This window comes from Pedococcus bigeumensis, assembly GCF_039531795.1.
In the GTDB taxonomy this organism is placed as follows: Bacteria; Actinomycetota; Actinomycetes; order Actinomycetales; family Dermatophilaceae; genus Pedococcus; species Pedococcus bigeumensis.
On the sequence record NZ_BAAAQS010000002.1, the window covers coordinates 111,062 to 126,616 of the forward strand.

A 15,555-nucleotide genomic window follows, 5' to 3' on the forward strand; every position below is an offset into this window, starting at 1 on the left:
CGGCCCGCGGGTCAGGGAGCCGTGGTCAGCAGGCCGCGGAACGCCGCGACCTCCGGCGCCTGCCAGTCCACGTGGTCGTTGTGCCAGCCCTCGAGGTCACGGAACTCGTTGGCCTGGTTGGCCATCGCGTGCCCGATCACGTCGTCGTCGGAGATCGCGAACCGGCGTTGGAGGTGCTCCACGAGCGCGACCCCAGCAGCCACCTGCGCCCGCCGAGCCAGCACCTGCCGGGTCGCCCAGCGAGGGTCGTGCCCGCGCGACGACTGGACGAACTCGATCCCGACCGCGACGTGGTTGAGCCCCACCGTGTGGCGGCACACGAGCGTGGGTGGCACCAGCTCGTGGATCGTCCCGTCCTGGTCGACGACGTAGTGCGCGCAGGTCCCCGGCTCCTCACCACGGTTGGGCAGGTCGGCTTCGAACAGCGATCGGACCGAGGCGTAGGTGTCGCTCTCGCTGTAGTGCAGCACGATCATGGTGGGCCGCAGCCGCGCGGTGCGCGTGCCGTAGTGACGTTCGGCGTATGCCGCCGTCTCGGCCTTGCGCTTCGCCCCGAACCGCAGGTGGTCGGCCACGATGCGCGGCGCGGCGGGGACGTCGAGCGCAGGTGGCGCGGTGGTCTGACCCGGCGCCGGGCCCGCGGCCGAGCCGCCGGAGCCGCCCGAGCCGCGCGAGCCGCCCGTGGTCGCCGGTGTCGCGGGTGTCGGCCCTCCGTCGCGGACCCCGGCCACCCAGCTCCGCGTCGCGGACTCGGCCCGTCCGAGCAGGCCACGGTCGAGGGCCACGCCGAGCACCAGCAGGGCGACCACGACGGCGGCCGCCATCGCGAACCGTCTCGCTCCACCGGCATACCCGGCGCTGCCCTTCACGACCACCACGCTACGCAGGAGGCATGATGGACCGTGTGACCGACGCCCGCGAGAAGTCCACGACCCCGAGCTCCCGCTCCCGCATGACCGGCAAGCAACGGCGCGAGCAGCTGATCGAGGTCGGCCGGAAACTGTTTGCGGACAAGGGTTTCGAGGGCACGACCGTCGAGGAGATCGCTGCGAAGGCGAGCGTCTCGAAGCCGGTCGTCTACGAACACTTTGGTGGCAAGGAGGGCCTCTACGCCGTCGTCGTCGACCGTGAGATCGCCGCTCTGCTCGGCGGCATCACCGGCGCCCTGAGCGCCGAGCTCAACAGCCGCGAGACGCTCGAGCGGGCCGCAGGCGCCCTGCTCGACTACATCGAGAGCAACACCGACGGCTTCCGGATCCTCGTGCGCGACAGCCCGGCCGGGCAGTCGACGGGGTCGTTCGCGAGCCTCATCTCCGACGTCGCCAGCCAGGTCGAGCACATCCTCGCGGCGGAGTTCAAGCGTCGCCGGCTCGACCCGAAGACCGCTCCCCTCTACGCGCAGATGCTCGTCGGCATGGTGGCGCTCACCGGCCAGTGGTGGCTGGACTCGCGCAAGACGAAGAAGGCCGACGTCGCGGCGCACCTGGTCAACCTCGCCTGGAACGGTTTGGCCGGCCTCGAGAAGAAGCCGGCTCTCATCACCGCGGGCTAACCTGACGGTCATGCGTTCGTTCCTGGTCACCGACGCGGTCCGCGACTACGCCGCCGCGCACAGTTCCTGGCGGCCGGACCCGGTGGTGCGCGAGCTGCAGGAGCGTACGCGCGCGCTCGGCGGCCCCGCCGGGATGCAGATCGGCGACGACCAGGGGCAGCTCCTGACCATGCTCACGCACCTGGTCGGCGCCCGCGTGGCCGTCGAGGTGGGCACGTTCACCGGCTACTCGAGCCTCTGCATCGCCCGCGGGCTGGCCGAGGGCGGCACCCTGGTGTGCTGCGACATCAGCGAAGAGTGGACCGCGATCGGGCAGGAGGCCTGGCGGGCCGCCGGGGTCGCCGACCGGATCGACCTGCGCATCGCGCCCGCCCTCGACACGCTCCGGTCCCTGCCGACCGAGCTCGCGGTCGACCTCGTCTTCATCGACGCCGACAAGGGCGGCTACGCCGACTACTGGTCGGAGCTGGTGCCCCGGGTCCGACCCGGCGGCCTGCTCCTGGCCGACAACGTGTTGTGGAGCGGGGAGATCGCCGACGACGACACGTCGGACGACACCGTCGCGGCGCTGCGGGCGTTCAACGACCTGGTCGCGGCGGACGAGCGGGTCGAGGTCGTCATGCTGACCGCCTTCGACGGACTGACGATCGCCCGCAAGCTCTGACCTGAAGGGTCCCGATCGCTGTCGCCCGCGAGCTCTGCCCGGAAGTGGGCTGGGTCAGGACTCGACGCAGAACTCGTTTCCCTCGGGGTCGGCCATCACCACGAGTTCGCCGCCGTCGTCGCGCAGGACGGTGGCCCCCAGCGCCACCAGTCGGCCGACCTCGTCACCGACCGAGCCCATGGCGCGCAGGTCGAAGTGCTGCCGGTTCTTCGCGGTCTTGCCCTCGGGGACCCGCTGGAACCACAGCGTGGGGCCACCCCAGCCGGCCGGCTCGACCCACGCCTTGTCGTCGGTGCTGTCCTCGTCGACGTTGGACCCGAGGGCCGCAGCCCAGAAGCCAGCGAGCACCAGCGCGCTCGCACAGTCGAAGGTCACGGATTTCACGAAGGAGGTCATGGTCAGAAGGTAGGCGGCTCGCGCCCGCGCGGCGACCAGGTTTCCTCAGCCAGCGGGACGGTGGGCCACGAGGAAGATGCGGCGGAACGGGAAGACGACGCCGATCGGCGTCCGTGGGTATGCCGCGCGCAGCCTGGCGTCGTAGTCCGCCAGGAACGCGTCGCGCCGGGCCCGGTCGGTCAGCGCGTCGAGCACCGGCCGCAGCCCGGTCCCGCGCACCCACTCCAGCACCGGGTTCGCCTGCTCCCCAGCAGGGTCGAGGACGTGCTGGTAGGTCGTCTCCCAGCCGTCGACGTCGAGGCCGACACTCCCGAGCAGCTCGACGTAGACCGCCGGCGGCTCGACCACCAGGCGCTCGAGGGCCGGCCGGAGGAGGTCGGCGTCGGGGTGGTCGCGGGCGACCTCGCGCATCAGGGCGTGCGAGGGCGCGTCGAGGTTGCCGGGCACCTGCATCGCGAGCCATCCGCCTGGGGCCAGCCCGGCTGCCCACTGGGTGAGGAGGTCGAGGTGGCCCGGCACCCACTGCAGCGTCGCATTGGTGACGATGACATCGGCCGGTGCGCCCAAGGTTGCCGGATCCCATTGCGCCACATCGGATTCCACCCACTCGACGCGGCCACTGGTGTCGAGCACCCGCGCCGCCTCGAGCATCTGGGGAGAGTGGTCGACCCCGATGATGCGAGCCTCGGGCCACCGCTCGGCCAGGGAGAGGGTCAGGGGGCCGTTGCCGCAACCGAGGTCGACCACGACCCCCGGGTCCACCGCGCCCACCCGTGCCATCAGGTCGCCGAACGGCCTGGACCGGTGGTCGGAGAATCTCGCGTACTGCTGGGGATCCCACGTGGTGCTCATGAGGGCGAACCTTCCGACGTCTTCGGGCAGTTATCTTGATATCAAGATACTTGATGGAGGGTAGAGTTGTCACCATGTCGACTCCCCCGCCCGACGACGTCGACCGCATCGTCGAGGCATGGCGGCGCGAGCGGCCCGACCTCGACGTCGCCCCGCTCCAGGTCCTGTCCCGGGTGTCGCGGCTGGCGCGCAGGCTGGACCTCGACCGCGTGCAGGCCTTCGCCCGCCACCAGCTCGAGGGCTGGGAGTTCGACGTCCTCTCGGCGCTGCGTCGCGCCGGGTCGCCCTACCAGCTCTCGCCCGGTCAGCTGATCCGGCAGACCCTGGTCACGAGCGGCACCATGACCAACCGGGTCGACCGGCTGGAGCGACGCGGGCTGGTCAGCCGCAGCCCCGACCCCTCGGACCGTCGAGGCGTCATCGTGCGCCTCACCCCCACGGGGCAGCGCACCGTCGACGACGCGATGGCCGACCTGCTCGACCGCGAGCGCGACCTGCTCGCGGAGCTGTCGACCGACGACCGCGACGAGCTGGCCGCGATGCTGCGGCGGTTACTGTCCCCCTTCGAGGCCTGAGCGGCTCAGTCCCTGCGTCAGCCCCGCCGCAGCCCCTGCGCGCCGAGCGAGCCGGGCTCAGCCGACGATCTCGGCCCCTGCGCGCCGAGCGAGCCGGGCTCAGCCGACGATCTCGGCGGCTGCGAGCCACTCGAGCTCGAGCCCCTCACGCTCGTCGACGATCTCGCGCAGCTGGCCGTTGAGGGTCAGCACCTTCGCGTGGTCGGTGGCCGACTCGGCCATCTCGGCGTGGATTCGCTCCTCGCGCTGCGCGAGCCGGGCGAGCTGCTTCTCGACCCGAGCCATGTCCTTGCGGGCCTCGCGCAGCTCGGCCGGGCTGTGCGTGGGAGCCGGGGTCGCGGCAGCCGCTGACGGGGTTGCCGAGCCGCGGCCGAGCGCCGACGAGTCCCCCGCGCCGACGGACGACGCCGCCCCTGACGGACGAGTCGCGAGCGTCGGGGCGGGCTGGGCGTGCCGCAGCTCGAGGTACTGCTCGACGCCACCGGGCAGCTCGCGGATCTTGCCGTCACCCATCAGCGCGACCTGCTTGTCGCAGGCGCGCTCGAGCAGGTAGCGGTCGTGTGACACGACGAGCAGCGTGCCGGCCCAGCCGTCGAGGACGTCCTCGAGCGAGGTCAGCGTCTCGATGTCGAGGTCGTTGGTGGGCTCGTCGAGGAGCAGCACGTTGGGCTCGTCCATCAGCAGCCGGGTCAGCTGTAGCCGGCGCCGCTCGCCACCGGAGAGGTCGGACACCCGGGTCTGCTGGCGGCCACCGGTGAAGCCGAGCCGCTGGGCGAGCTGGGCGGCGCTGATCTCCTTCTTGCCCAGCCGGATGTACTTGCGGACGTCCTCGATCGCCTCGATGACGCGCCAGTCGGCATACCGCTCCAGCTCGCGCACCTCCTGCGTGAGGTAGGCGAGCCGCACGGTCACCCCCTGCTTGCGCTTGCCCGAGGACAACGGGATGGTGCCGGCGATGGCGCGCAGCAACGTCGACTTGCCCGCGCCGTTGACGCCGACGATCCCGACGCGGTCCCCCGGCGCGAGGTGCCAGGTGATGCGGTCGAGCAGCAGCCGGTCGCCGAGGGTCACGGAGGCGTCCATGAGGTCGACCACGTCCTTGCCGAGGCGGGTCGTGGCGAAGCGTGTCAGCTCGACGTCGTCGCGCGGGGGCGGCTCGTCGGCGATGAGGGTGTTGGCCGCGTCGATGCGGAACTTCGGTTTCGAGGTGCGCGCCGGCGGGCCGCGGCGCAGCCAGGCGAGCTCCTTGCGGAGCAGGTTGTCGCGGCGTTCGGCGGTGACCTGGGCCATCCGCTCGCGCTCGGCCTTGGCCAGCACGTAGGCCGCGTAGCCGCCCTCGAAGGCGTTGACCTTGCCGTCGACGACCTCCCAGGTGAAGGTGGCGATCGCGTCGAGGAACCAGCGGTCGTGGGTGATGGCCACGACGGCGTTGTCGGGGCGCGCGCGGTGCCGCACGAGGTGCTCGGCCAGCCAGGCGACCCCCTCGACGTCGAGGTGGTTGGTCGGCTCGTCGAGGAACAGCACGGTGGGGTCCTGGACGAGCAGCCGGGCCAGCGCGAGGCGGCGCCGCTCGCCGCCCGACAGCGGGCCGACGAGCGCGTCGAACCCGCCGACCGACTCGGCGCCGATCCCGCCGAGCAGCCCCGTCAGGACGTCGCGGATGCGGGGGTCGCCGGCCCAGACGTGCTCGGCGAGGTCACCGAGCACGGCCTCGCGCACCGTGTGCCCGGGGTCGAGGACGTCCTCCTGGGCGAGCACGCCGACGCTGGAGACACCCGCGCGGGTGACGCGTCCGGTGTCGACGTCGCGCTGACCGGCCAGGACGCGCAGCAGCGTGGTCTTGCCGCCACCGTTGCGGCCCACCACGCCGATGCGGTCGCCACCGAGCACGCCGAGGGAGACCTCGTCGAGCACCTGTGCCGTGCCGAGGGCCAGGGAGGCGCGCTCGACACTGATGAGGTTGGCCATCGGCTGGTCAGCCCGGCCGTGGGGCGCTGATGACGTGGGCGCCGTGGGCCGGGCCGGTCGCCCTGCGCACGTCCTGCACGGCTCCGGAGGCGGTGAGCGACACGGCCAGGTCGAGGGCTGCCTCGTTGGACTCCGCGACGAAGGCGACGGTCGGCCCGGACCCGGACACGACGCCACCCAGGGCGCCGAACTCCAGGCCTGCGTCGAGCACGTCACCGAGAGCGGGCATCAGCGAGATCGCGGCGGCCTGCAGGTCGTTGGTCAGGGCCGCACCCAGGGCGCGGGCGTCCCCGGAGCGCAGCGCCGTCATCATCTCCGGGCTCGGTGCGGGCTCGGGGACCGGACGGTCACCGCGCAGCCGGTCGCACTCGGCATACACCGCAGGCGTGGAGAGCCCGCCCTCGCTGAGGGCGAAGACCCAGTGGTAGCTGCCCCGCGCGAGCACCGGCGCCAGCACCTCACCGCGACCCGACCCCATGGCGGTGCCGCCACCGAGCAGGAAGGGCACGTCGCTCCCGACACTGGCCGCGATCTCCTCCAGCTCGGCCCGGCTGAGCCCGGTGCCCCAGAGGTGGTCGCACGCGACCAGGGTGGCGGCCGCGTCGGCCGAGCCGCCGGCCATGCCACCCGCGACGGGGATGTCCTTGCGGATCGTGATGTGCACCGGTTCGTCGACGCCGCTCACCTCCGCCAGCCGCTGGGCCGCCCGCGCAGCGAGGTTGGTGCCGTCGACGGGCACCCCCAGCGACTGGGGGCCCGACACGGCGATGCCCCACTCCGGCGCGCTCATGACGGTCACCTCGTCGAAGAGGTTGACCGCGTGGAAGATCGTCGAGAGCGGGTGGTAACCGTCCTCGCGCGGTGCACCGACGAGGAGCTCGAGGTTGACCTTCGCAGGGACGCGCACCGTCACCGACGACGGCGGCAGGGCTGCAGAGGTCATGGCCGCCACCCTAACGGGGTGCGGGTCAGCGTGCGGATCGGCTCGTCCCCGCCAGCGCCGGCCCCGGCCCCGCACGGCTGACCAGCACATCTGCACAGAACCTTCACACCATCTCCGCCTCCCCTGCGTGGTCGCTCTCCTACTCTCGAGAACGTGAGTACCAAGCCCCGCGTCCTGGTCGTCGAGGACGAGCCCACCATCGCCGAGGCGATCGCCGCCCGGCTGGTCGCCGAGGGCTTCGACGTCCAGCAGGTGCACGACGGGCTCCTCGCCCTCGACCGCGCCGCCGCGTGGGACCCCCAGCTGGTGGTGCTCGACGTGATGCTTCCGGGCCTCGACGGCCACGAGGTGTGCCGCCGGCTCCAGGCCAGCCGACCGGTGCCCGTGCTGATGCTCACCGCCCGGGACGACGAGACCGACCTGTTGGTGGGGCTCGGGATCGGCGCCGACGACTACATGACCAAGCCCTTCTCCATGCGTGAGCTGGTGGCGCGGATCCGCGCCCTGCTGCGGCGGGTGGAGCGGGCCGCCGCAGCGGGCGCGGGGGCCGCGAACCACGCACCACCCACGGTCGACGTGAACGGGCTGCGCATCGACGGCGCCCAGCGCCGGGTCTGGTCGCGCGACGACGAGGTGCACCTGACGCCCACCGAGTTCGACCTGCTGGCGTGCCTCGCCGCCCGCCCGGGCACGGTCCTGACCCGCGAGGCGCTGCTGGCCGAGGTGTGGGGCTGGGCCGACGCCTCAGGCACCCGCACCGTCGACAGCCACGTGAAGTCGTTGCGGCGCAAGCTCGGTGCCGACCTCCTGCGCACCGTCCACGGCGTCGGTTACGCCCTGGAGGTGGGGCGGTGAGATACGACGTGCGACCGCTCGACACCATCCGGTCGATCAAGGTCAAGCTCGGCCTGCTCGTCGCGGTGACGGTCACCGTCGCGTCCGTCCTGGCGGTCCTGGGGACGCGCGCCGGCCTCTCTCCGTGGGCCACCGTGCCGGTCGCAGTCCTGGCTGCGCTCGGCGTCACCCAGCTGTTGGCGCGCGGCATGACCTCGCCGCTGCGCGAGATGACCCAGGCCGCCCAGCAGATGGCGACCGGTGACTACTCCCGACGGGTGCAGGCCACCTCGCGCGACGAGGTCGGCGAGCTGGCTCGGGCCTTCAACCGGATGGCAGCCACGCTCGAGCTCGTCGACCGCCAGCGACGCGACCTGGTGGCCAACGTGTCGCACGAGCTGCGCACGCCGATCTCCGCCCTGCAGGCCGTGCTCGAGAACCTCGTCGACGGGGTCTCCGAACCGGGGCCCGAGGAGCTCCGCCTCGCGCTGGCCCAGACCGAGCGGCTCGGCCGGCTGGTGAACGACCTGCTCGACCTCTCGCGCGTCGAGGAGGGCGTGACCCCGTTGCGGGTCAAGGAGATCCGGCTGTCGGACTTCCTGACCGAGGCCGTCGCGCAAGCCCGGGTCGACGGCCTGCGCTACGCCGTGACGGTCCACCCGGAGACGCTGACCGTGCCCGCCGACCCCGATCGGCTGCACCAGCTGCTCGCCAACCTCATCGACAACGCGTCGCGCCACAGCCCGCCGGGTGGCCTGGTCCAGGTCACCGCGGAGCCGGCCGGCAGCGACGTGCTGGTCGCCGTCGCCGACGAGGGACCCGGCATCGCCGCCTCCGACCGTCGTGCGGTGTTCGAGCGCTTCACCACCAGCGCGGCCCACAACAGCGGCACCGGCCTCGGCCTGGCCATCTCGCGCTGGGTCGCCCAGCTGCACAGCGGCAGCATCGCCGTCGCCGACAGCGACCTGGGCTGCCGCATCGACGTCCTGCTTCCGACGGACGCGGACCGTCCGACCACCACGAAGGAGCCCGTCATGAGCACCCTCACCCCACCCGCCCCGCTCCCGGAGAGCCCTCCGGCGCCACCGCGTGACTCGCTCGCGTCGTACTGGCCGGACGCACCACGCCGCCGTCCCGCGATCGTCGCGGCCGCGCTGGCGACCGGGGCGGCCGCCGCCCTGGTCATCCCCAACCGAAGCCTGGGGCTCGGCACGGCGCTGGTGTTCGCCGCGGTCGTCGCGACGGTCTTCGCCGCCCGGACCGCGCGAGGGACGGCGCCGCGCTGGTCCTGGCGCGACGCCGTGGACGCCGCCGTGGTCGCCCTGCTGCTCGCGACCCTCGTCCTGCGCGCCGCCGAGTGGATCACCGTCCTGTGCCTCCTGGCCGCCCTCGCCCTGGCCGCGGTCAACTCGACCCGCGCCCGCAGCGTGGTCGGCCTGCTCGCGACGGCCGCGGCCGTGCCCCTCGCGAGCCTGCGGGGGCTGCCGTGGCTGGGGCGCACGCTCAAGCCGCGCACCAGCATCGCGGCGTGGCTCCCGGCTGCTCGGACCGCCCTCGTCTCGGTGGTGCTGCTGCTCGTCTTCGGCGCACTGTTCGCCTCCGCGGATGCGCTGTTCGCCTCCTGGGTCGACAGGATCACCCCAGACATCACCTGGAACGACCTGCCGGCCCGTGTCGTCCTGGCCGTGTTCATCGCGGCAGGGACCCTCGCCGCGGCATACGTCAGCATGGCTCCCCCGGCGGTCGACCGACTGCAGCTGCCGCTGCGTCCCAGCCGCCGGCAGTTCGAGTGGCTGGCGCCGGTCACGGTCGTCAACGCGGTGTTCCTGCTCTTCCTGGCCGCGCAGGCCACGGCCCTGTTCGGTGGCCACGACTACCTGCAGCGCACCACGGGCCTCACCTACGCCGACTACGTGCACGAGGGGTTCGGCCAGCTGACCGTGGCGACCATCCTGACGCTGACCGTGGTCGCGTGGGCCGCCCGCAAGGCCACGCCGGGCCGCTCGCGCGACCTGGCCCTGGGCGTCCTCTGCCTGATGACCATCGTCGTGGTGGTCTCCGCGCTGCACCGGATGAACCTCTACGAAGAGGCCTACGGGTTCACCCGCCTGCGCCTGCTCGTCTCCGTCTTCGAGGGCTGGCTCGGCGTGGTGGTCCTCCTGGTGATGGCCTCCGGCGTCGTGAAGGCACGCGGGTGGCTGGTGCCGATGGCCGTGCGGCTCGGAGCGGTCGGCCTGCTGGGACTGGCCGTCGTCAACCCCGACCTCTACATCGCCGAGCAGAACATCGCGCGGGTCGACTCGGCCAGCGGGACCGACTACGGCTACCTGGCCAGCCTGTCCGCCGACGCCTACCCCGCGATCTGGCAGCTGCCGCAGGACGCGTTCGCGTGTGTCACCGGGACCGGCGAGCTGTCCAGGCCGACCGGCGACGACTGGCTGGAGTGGAACCTCGGTCGGTCCCTGGCGCGCGACCTGCTGGCCGAGCGGCCGATCGCCACCAGCGAGCCCGCGGGCGACGTCTGCCACCCGACCCGGTGACGGTGGGTCAGTCGGCGAGGGTCGACCGGGCGGCGGCGATGGCAGCGAACTCGTCGATGCCGAGCTGCTCACCCCGGGTCCGGTGGTCGATCCCGGCCGCGCGCAGGCACTCCTCGGCCCGGGGCGCCGACCCCGCCCACCCGGCCAGGGCGGCCCGGAGGGTCTTGCGCCGCTGCGCGAACGCCGCGTCGATGCAGGCGAAGGTGTCGCGTCGGCTCGCCGTCGTGATCGGCGCCGCGCGACGTTCCAGCAGCACCAGGCCGGACTCGACGTTCGGAACCGGCCAGAACACGCTGCGGGGCACGGTCCCCGCGAGCCGCACCGCGGCATACCACGCGGCTTTGACGCTCGGCACGCCGTAGGCCTTCGAGCCGGGCTTGGCCGCGAGTCGCTCGGCGACCTCGAGCTGCACCATCACCAGCACGCGCTCGAGGGTGGGGAACGCCTCGAGGAAGTTGAGCACGACGGGCACGGAGACGTTGTAGGGCAGGTTCGCGACGAGGGCAGTGGGTTGCGGGTCGGGCAGCTCGCGCACCTGCATCGCGTCGGCCTGCACCAGGGTCAAGCGGTCGGCGTATGCCGGTGCGAGCCGGCTGACCGTGCCCGGCAGCGCCTTGGCCAGGCTCGGGTCCACCTCCACCGCGGTGACGTGACCGACCTCGGGGAGCAGGGCGAGGGTGAGCGAACCCAGACCGGGGCCCACCTCGACGACGGAGTCGTCAGCCGAGACCCCGGCCAGGCGCACGATCCGCTTGACCGTGTTGGCGTCGACGACGAAGTTCTGGCCCCACTGCTTGGTCGGGCGCAGCCCCAGGTCGGCGGCGATCTCCCGGATCTGCGCAGCCCCCAAGAACCCGCTCTGCTCGACCATGCCGCCGACTCTAGGGGACACTCGCGCCCCACCTTGATCGGGTCATGGGACAAAGGTCCGCCTCACCCGACAAACGTTCTCGGGTGAGGCGGACCTGGGCCGGGCGAAGCAGGCGATGCTGCTCTGCCGGGCGAAGCAGGCGATGCTGCTCTGCCGGGTGTCTGTGCTGGGTCAGGCGGCGTGCGCGCAACCCCACGGGCCGAGACCGGCCTTGGCGTAGTAGCGGTTCGCGACGGTGATCTGCTCCGCACGCGAGGCCAGGTCGGGGCGCGACGCGAAGTCGTCGCCACCGTTGGCCAACCACGAGCTGATGTCGAACTGCAGCCCGCCGTAGTAGCCGTTGCCGGTGTTGATCGACCAGTTGCCACCGGACTCGCACTGGGCGATGCGGTCCCACATGGCGGCGTTGGACAGGTTGATGCCGGCGCCGGTGTTGCCCGGGTCGCGCGTCGCGACCGGACGGGCCTTGGTGCCCACGGCGACGACCCGGCTGACCGGGCGCTGCGTCACGGTGGCCGAGAGGACCTTCTTGCTCTCGACCTTGCCGTCGACCTTGGTCACCTTGTAGGTGACCACCTTGGCGCCGGCGGAGCCTGCCTTGAGCGTCTTCGTCTGGCCCTTGTAGAGGCTGGAGTCCGACTTGCGGGTGACGGGCGCCGCGATGGCCTTGGTCTCCTTGACCTCCTTGGAGGTCACGCGCAGGACGGCGATCTTCAGACCGGGCGTGACCGCGGTCGTCGTCCCGGGCTTGACCCGGTCGTCGGAGTCCTTGGTGATCTTCAGCTCGGACAGCACGTCGGCGACGGTGGCGCCGGTGGTCGTCACGGTGCGGTTCCTGCCGTCGGCACGGACGACGACCTGCTTGGGCGTGGTCACGGAGAGGACCAGGCCCTGGCGGCCGAGTGGCATGGAACGGGAGGCCGACAGCTTGGCGGAGTCGGCGCGGATGCCGAGCTCCTGCAGTGCGGCCGAGACGGTGGTGGCGGTGGTCCAGTAGTCACGGGTGCGTCCGTCGATGGTGACGGTCAGCTTGCGTCCGTAGCGGACCACGATCTTCTGGCCATCGGCGACCTGGGCGCCGGGCGCAGGGACGACCACGTCGTGCTCACGAATCGAGATGTCCTGCTTCTTGAGGATGTCACCGACAGTGCTTCCGAAGGCGTGCACTGTGGAAGCCTTGCCGTCCACCGAGAGGGTGACGGACTTGTCAAGGTGCGAGACGCCGACGGCGCCAGCAACAAGGCTGGTGACGACCGCGGCTTGGGCGATGCGTCGAACGGGACGGGTGATCACGATGCTCCAGAGTTCGTACTCCCCGGGCATCGGTGTGGTGTCGCGCCCCGCGCCCCGATGGTGCAAGGGGCGTGGATCCCGTGCCCGCGGGCAAAGGCAGAGGGGCCGCTCTGACCCGCCGTCGTGGCGGTTGGAACAACCCCTGCTTCGCGTCACCCGGAGGGTCCGACCCCGGCCAACAGTCATCCACCATGACCACCTTTTCGGCAAAGGTCAAATTTTGGTAACGGCCGCGTCGGCTTTGCGCCAAGACACACCGATGTGATTCCGAGGTCCGCTATGGGGCTTCACCACGGGCCGTAGACGGACTCCGCGTTGTCGCTCACGGCCTGGCACAGCGTCGGCACCGCGACACCCATGACCCCCGCCATCGCGCGGATCGTGAGCGGCACGAGGTAGGGGGCGTTGGTCGCTCCGCGCCACGGCGAGGGCGTGAGGTAGGGCGCGTCCGTCTCGACCATGACGCGGTCGAGCGGCGTCACCGAGAGCGCGTCACGCAACCCCCGGGCGTTCTTGAAGGTCACCGTCCCGGCGAACGACAGGTAGTAGCCGCGGTCGGCGCAGGTGCGCGCCATCGAGACGTCGCCGGAGAAGCAGTGCATCACGGTCCGCTCGGGCGCACCCTCCTCCTCGAGGATGCGCAGCACGTCGTCATGCGAGTCGCGGTCATGGATCTGCAGGGCCTTGCCCGTGCGCTTGGCGAGGTCGATGTGCCACCGGAACGAGTCCTGTTGCACGCCAACGCCATCCGGGCCCGTGCGGTAGTAGTCGAGCCCGGTCTCGCCGATGACCCGTACCCGCGGGTGGGTGGCCAGCTGCTCGATCTCCGCGTATGCCGCGTCGAGCGTCCCGGCCTCGGCGAGCCGGGGTGCCTCGTTGGGGTGGAGGGCGACGCCTCCCAGCATCGCCGGGTGCCGGTCGACCATGTCGACGGTGAACCGTGCGCCCGGCAGGTCGCAGCCGATCTGCACCAGCCGGTCGACGCCGACCGCCTTGGCCGCCGCGATGGCGGCGGCCACGTCGGGCGCGTCCTCGCCGTCGCGGGCGATGTCGAGGTGCGTGTGGTTGTCCACGACCGGGATCGGGAGGGGGTCGGGGGCGTCCGGCACCCGGTGGTGGCCGCCGGTCGCGGGGTCAGCCTTCGCCATCACCAGGGATGTCACCATCACCCGGGGCTTCGCCGCGCAGGCGGGACAGCTCCTCCTCGACGACCGCATCGTCGAGCTTGGTGAAGATCGGAGTGGGCTTCACCACAGTGGCCCCGACGACCACGGGTTGGGACGCCCAGCGGGGGGTCTGCGAGTACTCCCCCGTGATGATCGGGTAGCTGCGGTCGGCGTCATCGTCGAGCCCGCAGACCTGCTCGAGCGCCGGCATCGGCATGAAGGTGCCCTCGCCGCCGAACGCGGCGTGGACCGCGTTGGACGAGTGGGGCAGGAACGGCGCCAGGATGCGATTCAGGTCGGCCACGCACTGGGTCAGCGTGTGCAGCACGGTGGCGAGCCGCTCACGCTGGTCGTCGCCCTTGAGCTTGAACGGCTCGGTGTCGGTGACGTACTTGTTGACCTCGCCGACGGTCCGCATCGCCTCGGCGACCGCGGACTTGATCCGCTGCTTCGCCAGCAGGTCGCCGACCACGTCGAATGCCTCGAGCACCTTCGCGCGGACCGCCTCGTCGACCGGCTCGAGCGCCCCGGGCTGGGGGATCTCGCCGAAGCTCTTGGCGACCATCGCGGCCGTGCGGTTCACCAGGTTGCCCCAGCCTGCGACGAGCTCGGAGTTGTTGCGCTGCACGAACTCGGCCCAGGTGAAGTTGGCGTCCTGGTTCTCCGGCCCGGCGGCGCAGATGTAGTAGCGGATCGCATCGGGGCCGTAGCGCTCCAGCACGTCGCGGATGTAGATGACGTAGCCGCGCGACGTGGAGAACTGCTTGCCCTCCATCGTGAGGTACTCGCTCGACACGACCTCGGTCGGCAGGTTGAGCACCCCGAACTGACCGGGCTCGCCCCCGCGAGCCCCGCGACCGGCATACCCGAGCAGCTCGGCCGGCCAGATCTGTGAGTGGAAGGTGATGTTGTCCTTGCCCATGAAGTAGTAGGACAGCGCCTCGGGGTCGTTCCACCACTCGCGCCAGCGCTCGGCGTCTCCCTGGCGGCGGGCCCACTCGACCGAGGCGGACAGGTAGCCGATGACGGCGTCGAACCAGACGTAGAGCCGCTTGGCCGGCTGGTCGCGCCAGCCGTCGAGCGGGACGGGGATGCCCCAGTCGATGTCGCGGGTCATCGCGCGCGGACGGATGTCGTCGAGGATGTTGAGACTGAACTTGATGACGTTCGGACGCCAGGTGCCGCTCTCTGCCCGCCCGGCGAGCCACTCGCGCAGTGCGTCGGCGAGCGCGGGGAGGTCGAGGAAGAAGTGCTGGGTCTCGATGAACTCCGGGACCTCGCCGTTGATCTTCGACCGCGGGTTGATCAGGTCGGTCGGCTCGAGCTGGTTGCCACAGTTGTCGCACTGGTCGCCGCGCGCCTCGGGGTAGGAGCAGATCGGGCAGGTGCCCTCGATGTAGCGGTCGGGCAGCGTGCGTCCGGTCGACGGCGAGATGGCGCCGCTCGTGGTCTGCTCGACCATGTAGCCGTTCTTCCAGACCTGGGTGAACAGCTCCTGCGCCACCGAGTAGTGGTTGGCCGTCGTGGTGCGCGTGTAGAGGTCGTAGGAGCAGCCGAGGTCGGCCAGCTCCGCGGCGATGATCGCGTGGTTGGTGTCGACGAGCTGCTGCGGCGTGACGCCTTCCTTGTCGGCCAGGACGAGGATCGGGGTGCCGTGCTCGTCGGAGCCGCTGACCATCAGGACGTCGTGGCCGGCCATCCGCATGTACCTGCTGAAGACGTCGGAGGGGATGGCGAACCCGGCCACGTGGCCGAGGTGCCGGGGGCCGTTGGCGTACGGCCAGGCGACGGCAGACAGGACTTTGCTCACGGCTGAATCCTAGGGGGCGGGCCAAACGCATTTCGGGCGCTCCCGGCCGCCCCCGCCCGACTTGTTGCGCGCAGATCGTCACCAGAGGCGG

The 15,555-nt window shown here is 71.7% G+C and carries 14 protein-coding genes; 5 read left to right on the forward strand and 9 right to left on the reverse strand.

Translation table 11 applies throughout. The features are described 5' to 3' along the window. Positions 1–11 precede the first annotated feature (11 nt). Positions 12–869: an N-acetylmuramoyl-L-alanine amidase gene (locus ABD262_RS09825; RefSeq protein ID WP_344134920.1), complete on the reverse strand. Its 858-nt coding sequence runs from the start codon at positions 867–869 to the stop codon at positions 12–14. A gap of 83 nt (positions 870–952) precedes the next feature. On the opposite strand from ABD262_RS09825, the gene ABD262_RS09830 reads away from it, so the two are divergent. Together ABD262_RS09830 and ABD262_RS09835 are read left to right on the forward strand one after the other, a co-directional pair. Continuing rightward, positions 953–1,552 carry a TetR/AcrR family transcriptional regulator gene (locus ABD262_RS09830; protein ID WP_344135357.1) on the forward strand — a complete coding sequence of 200 codons (600 nt, stop codon included), beginning with the start codon at positions 953–955 and terminating at the stop codon, positions 1,550–1,552. A gap of 10 nt (positions 1,553–1,562) precedes the next feature. Continuing rightward, the gene (locus ABD262_RS09835) at positions 1,563–2,216 is read left to right on the forward strand and encodes an O-methyltransferase (protein WP_344134923.1); all 654 of its coding nucleotides are present in this window, start codon (positions 1,563–1,565) and stop codon (positions 2,214–2,216) included. 54 nt (positions 2,217–2,270) lie between these two features. Here the strand turns inward: ABD262_RS09835 and ABD262_RS09840 are convergent, their stop codons facing one another. Both ABD262_RS09840 and ABD262_RS09845 read right to left on the reverse strand, forming a co-directional pair. Continuing rightward, a complete protein-coding gene (locus ABD262_RS09840) occupies positions 2,271–2,612 on the reverse strand; it encodes a VOC family protein (RefSeq protein WP_344134926.1) in 342 nt (113 codons plus the stop codon). Between the two features lie 45 nt (positions 2,613–2,657). After that, entirely contained in the window at positions 2,658–3,464 is an 807-nt protein-coding gene (locus ABD262_RS09845; RefSeq protein ID WP_344134929.1) for a methyltransferase domain-containing protein, read from the reverse strand. A gap of 74 nt (positions 3,465–3,538) precedes the next feature. Here ABD262_RS09845 and ABD262_RS09850 point away from each other — a divergent pair, with 74 nt between their 5' ends. Beyond that, positions 3,539–4,039: a MarR family winged helix-turn-helix transcriptional regulator gene (locus tag ABD262_RS09850; protein WP_344134932.1), complete on the forward strand. Its 501-nt coding sequence runs from the start codon at positions 3,539–3,541 to the stop codon at positions 4,037–4,039. A 99-nt stretch (positions 4,040–4,138) separates the two neighbouring features. On the opposite strand, the gene ABD262_RS09855 is transcribed toward ABD262_RS09850, so the two are convergent. Beyond that, positions 4,139–6,007: an ABC-F family ATP-binding cassette domain-containing protein gene (locus ABD262_RS09855; protein WP_344134935.1), complete on the reverse strand. Its 1,869-nt coding sequence runs from the start codon at positions 6,005–6,007 to the stop codon at positions 4,139–4,141. 7 nt (positions 6,008–6,014) lie between these two features. Next, positions 6,015–6,950, reverse strand: a complete 936-nt coding sequence (locus tag ABD262_RS09860) for a 4-(cytidine 5'-diphospho)-2-C-methyl-D-erythritol kinase (RefSeq protein WP_344134938.1) — start codon at positions 6,948–6,950, stop codon at positions 6,015–6,017. 153 nt (positions 6,951–7,103) lie between these two features. Here ABD262_RS09860 and ABD262_RS09865 point away from each other — a divergent pair, with 153 nt between their 5' ends. Further along, entirely contained in the window at positions 7,104–7,805 is a 702-nt protein-coding gene (locus ABD262_RS09865; RefSeq protein ID WP_344134941.1) for a response regulator transcription factor, read from the forward strand. Beyond that, entirely contained in the window at positions 7,802–10,324 is a 2,523-nt protein-coding gene (locus tag ABD262_RS09870) for a DUF4153 domain-containing protein (RefSeq protein ID WP_344134944.1), read from the forward strand. The genes ABD262_RS09865 and ABD262_RS09870 overlap by 4 nt, the downstream gene beginning before the upstream one ends. 7 nt (positions 10,325–10,331) lie before the next feature. Here the strand turns inward: ABD262_RS09870 and rsmA are convergent, their stop codons facing one another. The 4 genes from rsmA to metG form a co-directional block, all read right to left on the reverse strand. Further along, entirely contained in the window at positions 10,332–11,195 is an 864-nt protein-coding gene (gene rsmA, locus ABD262_RS09875; RefSeq protein WP_344134947.1) for a 16S rRNA (adenine(1518)-N(6)/adenine(1519)-N(6))-dimethyltransferase RsmA, read from the reverse strand. A gap of 171 nt (positions 11,196–11,366) precedes the next feature. Further along, positions 11,367–12,518: a resuscitation-promoting factor gene (locus ABD262_RS09880; protein WP_344134950.1), complete on the reverse strand. Its 1,152-nt coding sequence runs from the start codon at positions 12,516–12,518 to the stop codon at positions 11,367–11,369. A gap of 257 nt (positions 12,519–12,775) precedes the next feature. Continuing rightward, positions 12,776–13,654, reverse strand: a complete 879-nt coding sequence (locus ABD262_RS09885) for a TatD family hydrolase (protein WP_425564840.1) — start codon at positions 13,652–13,654, stop codon at positions 12,776–12,778. Further along, complete coding sequence (gene metG, locus ABD262_RS09890; protein WP_344134953.1) at positions 13,623–15,464, reverse strand: methionine--tRNA ligase; 1,842 nt, start codon at positions 15,462–15,464, stop codon at positions 13,623–13,625. The genes ABD262_RS09885 and metG overlap by 32 nt, the downstream gene beginning before the upstream one ends. Positions 15,465–15,555: the final 91 nt, after the last annotated feature.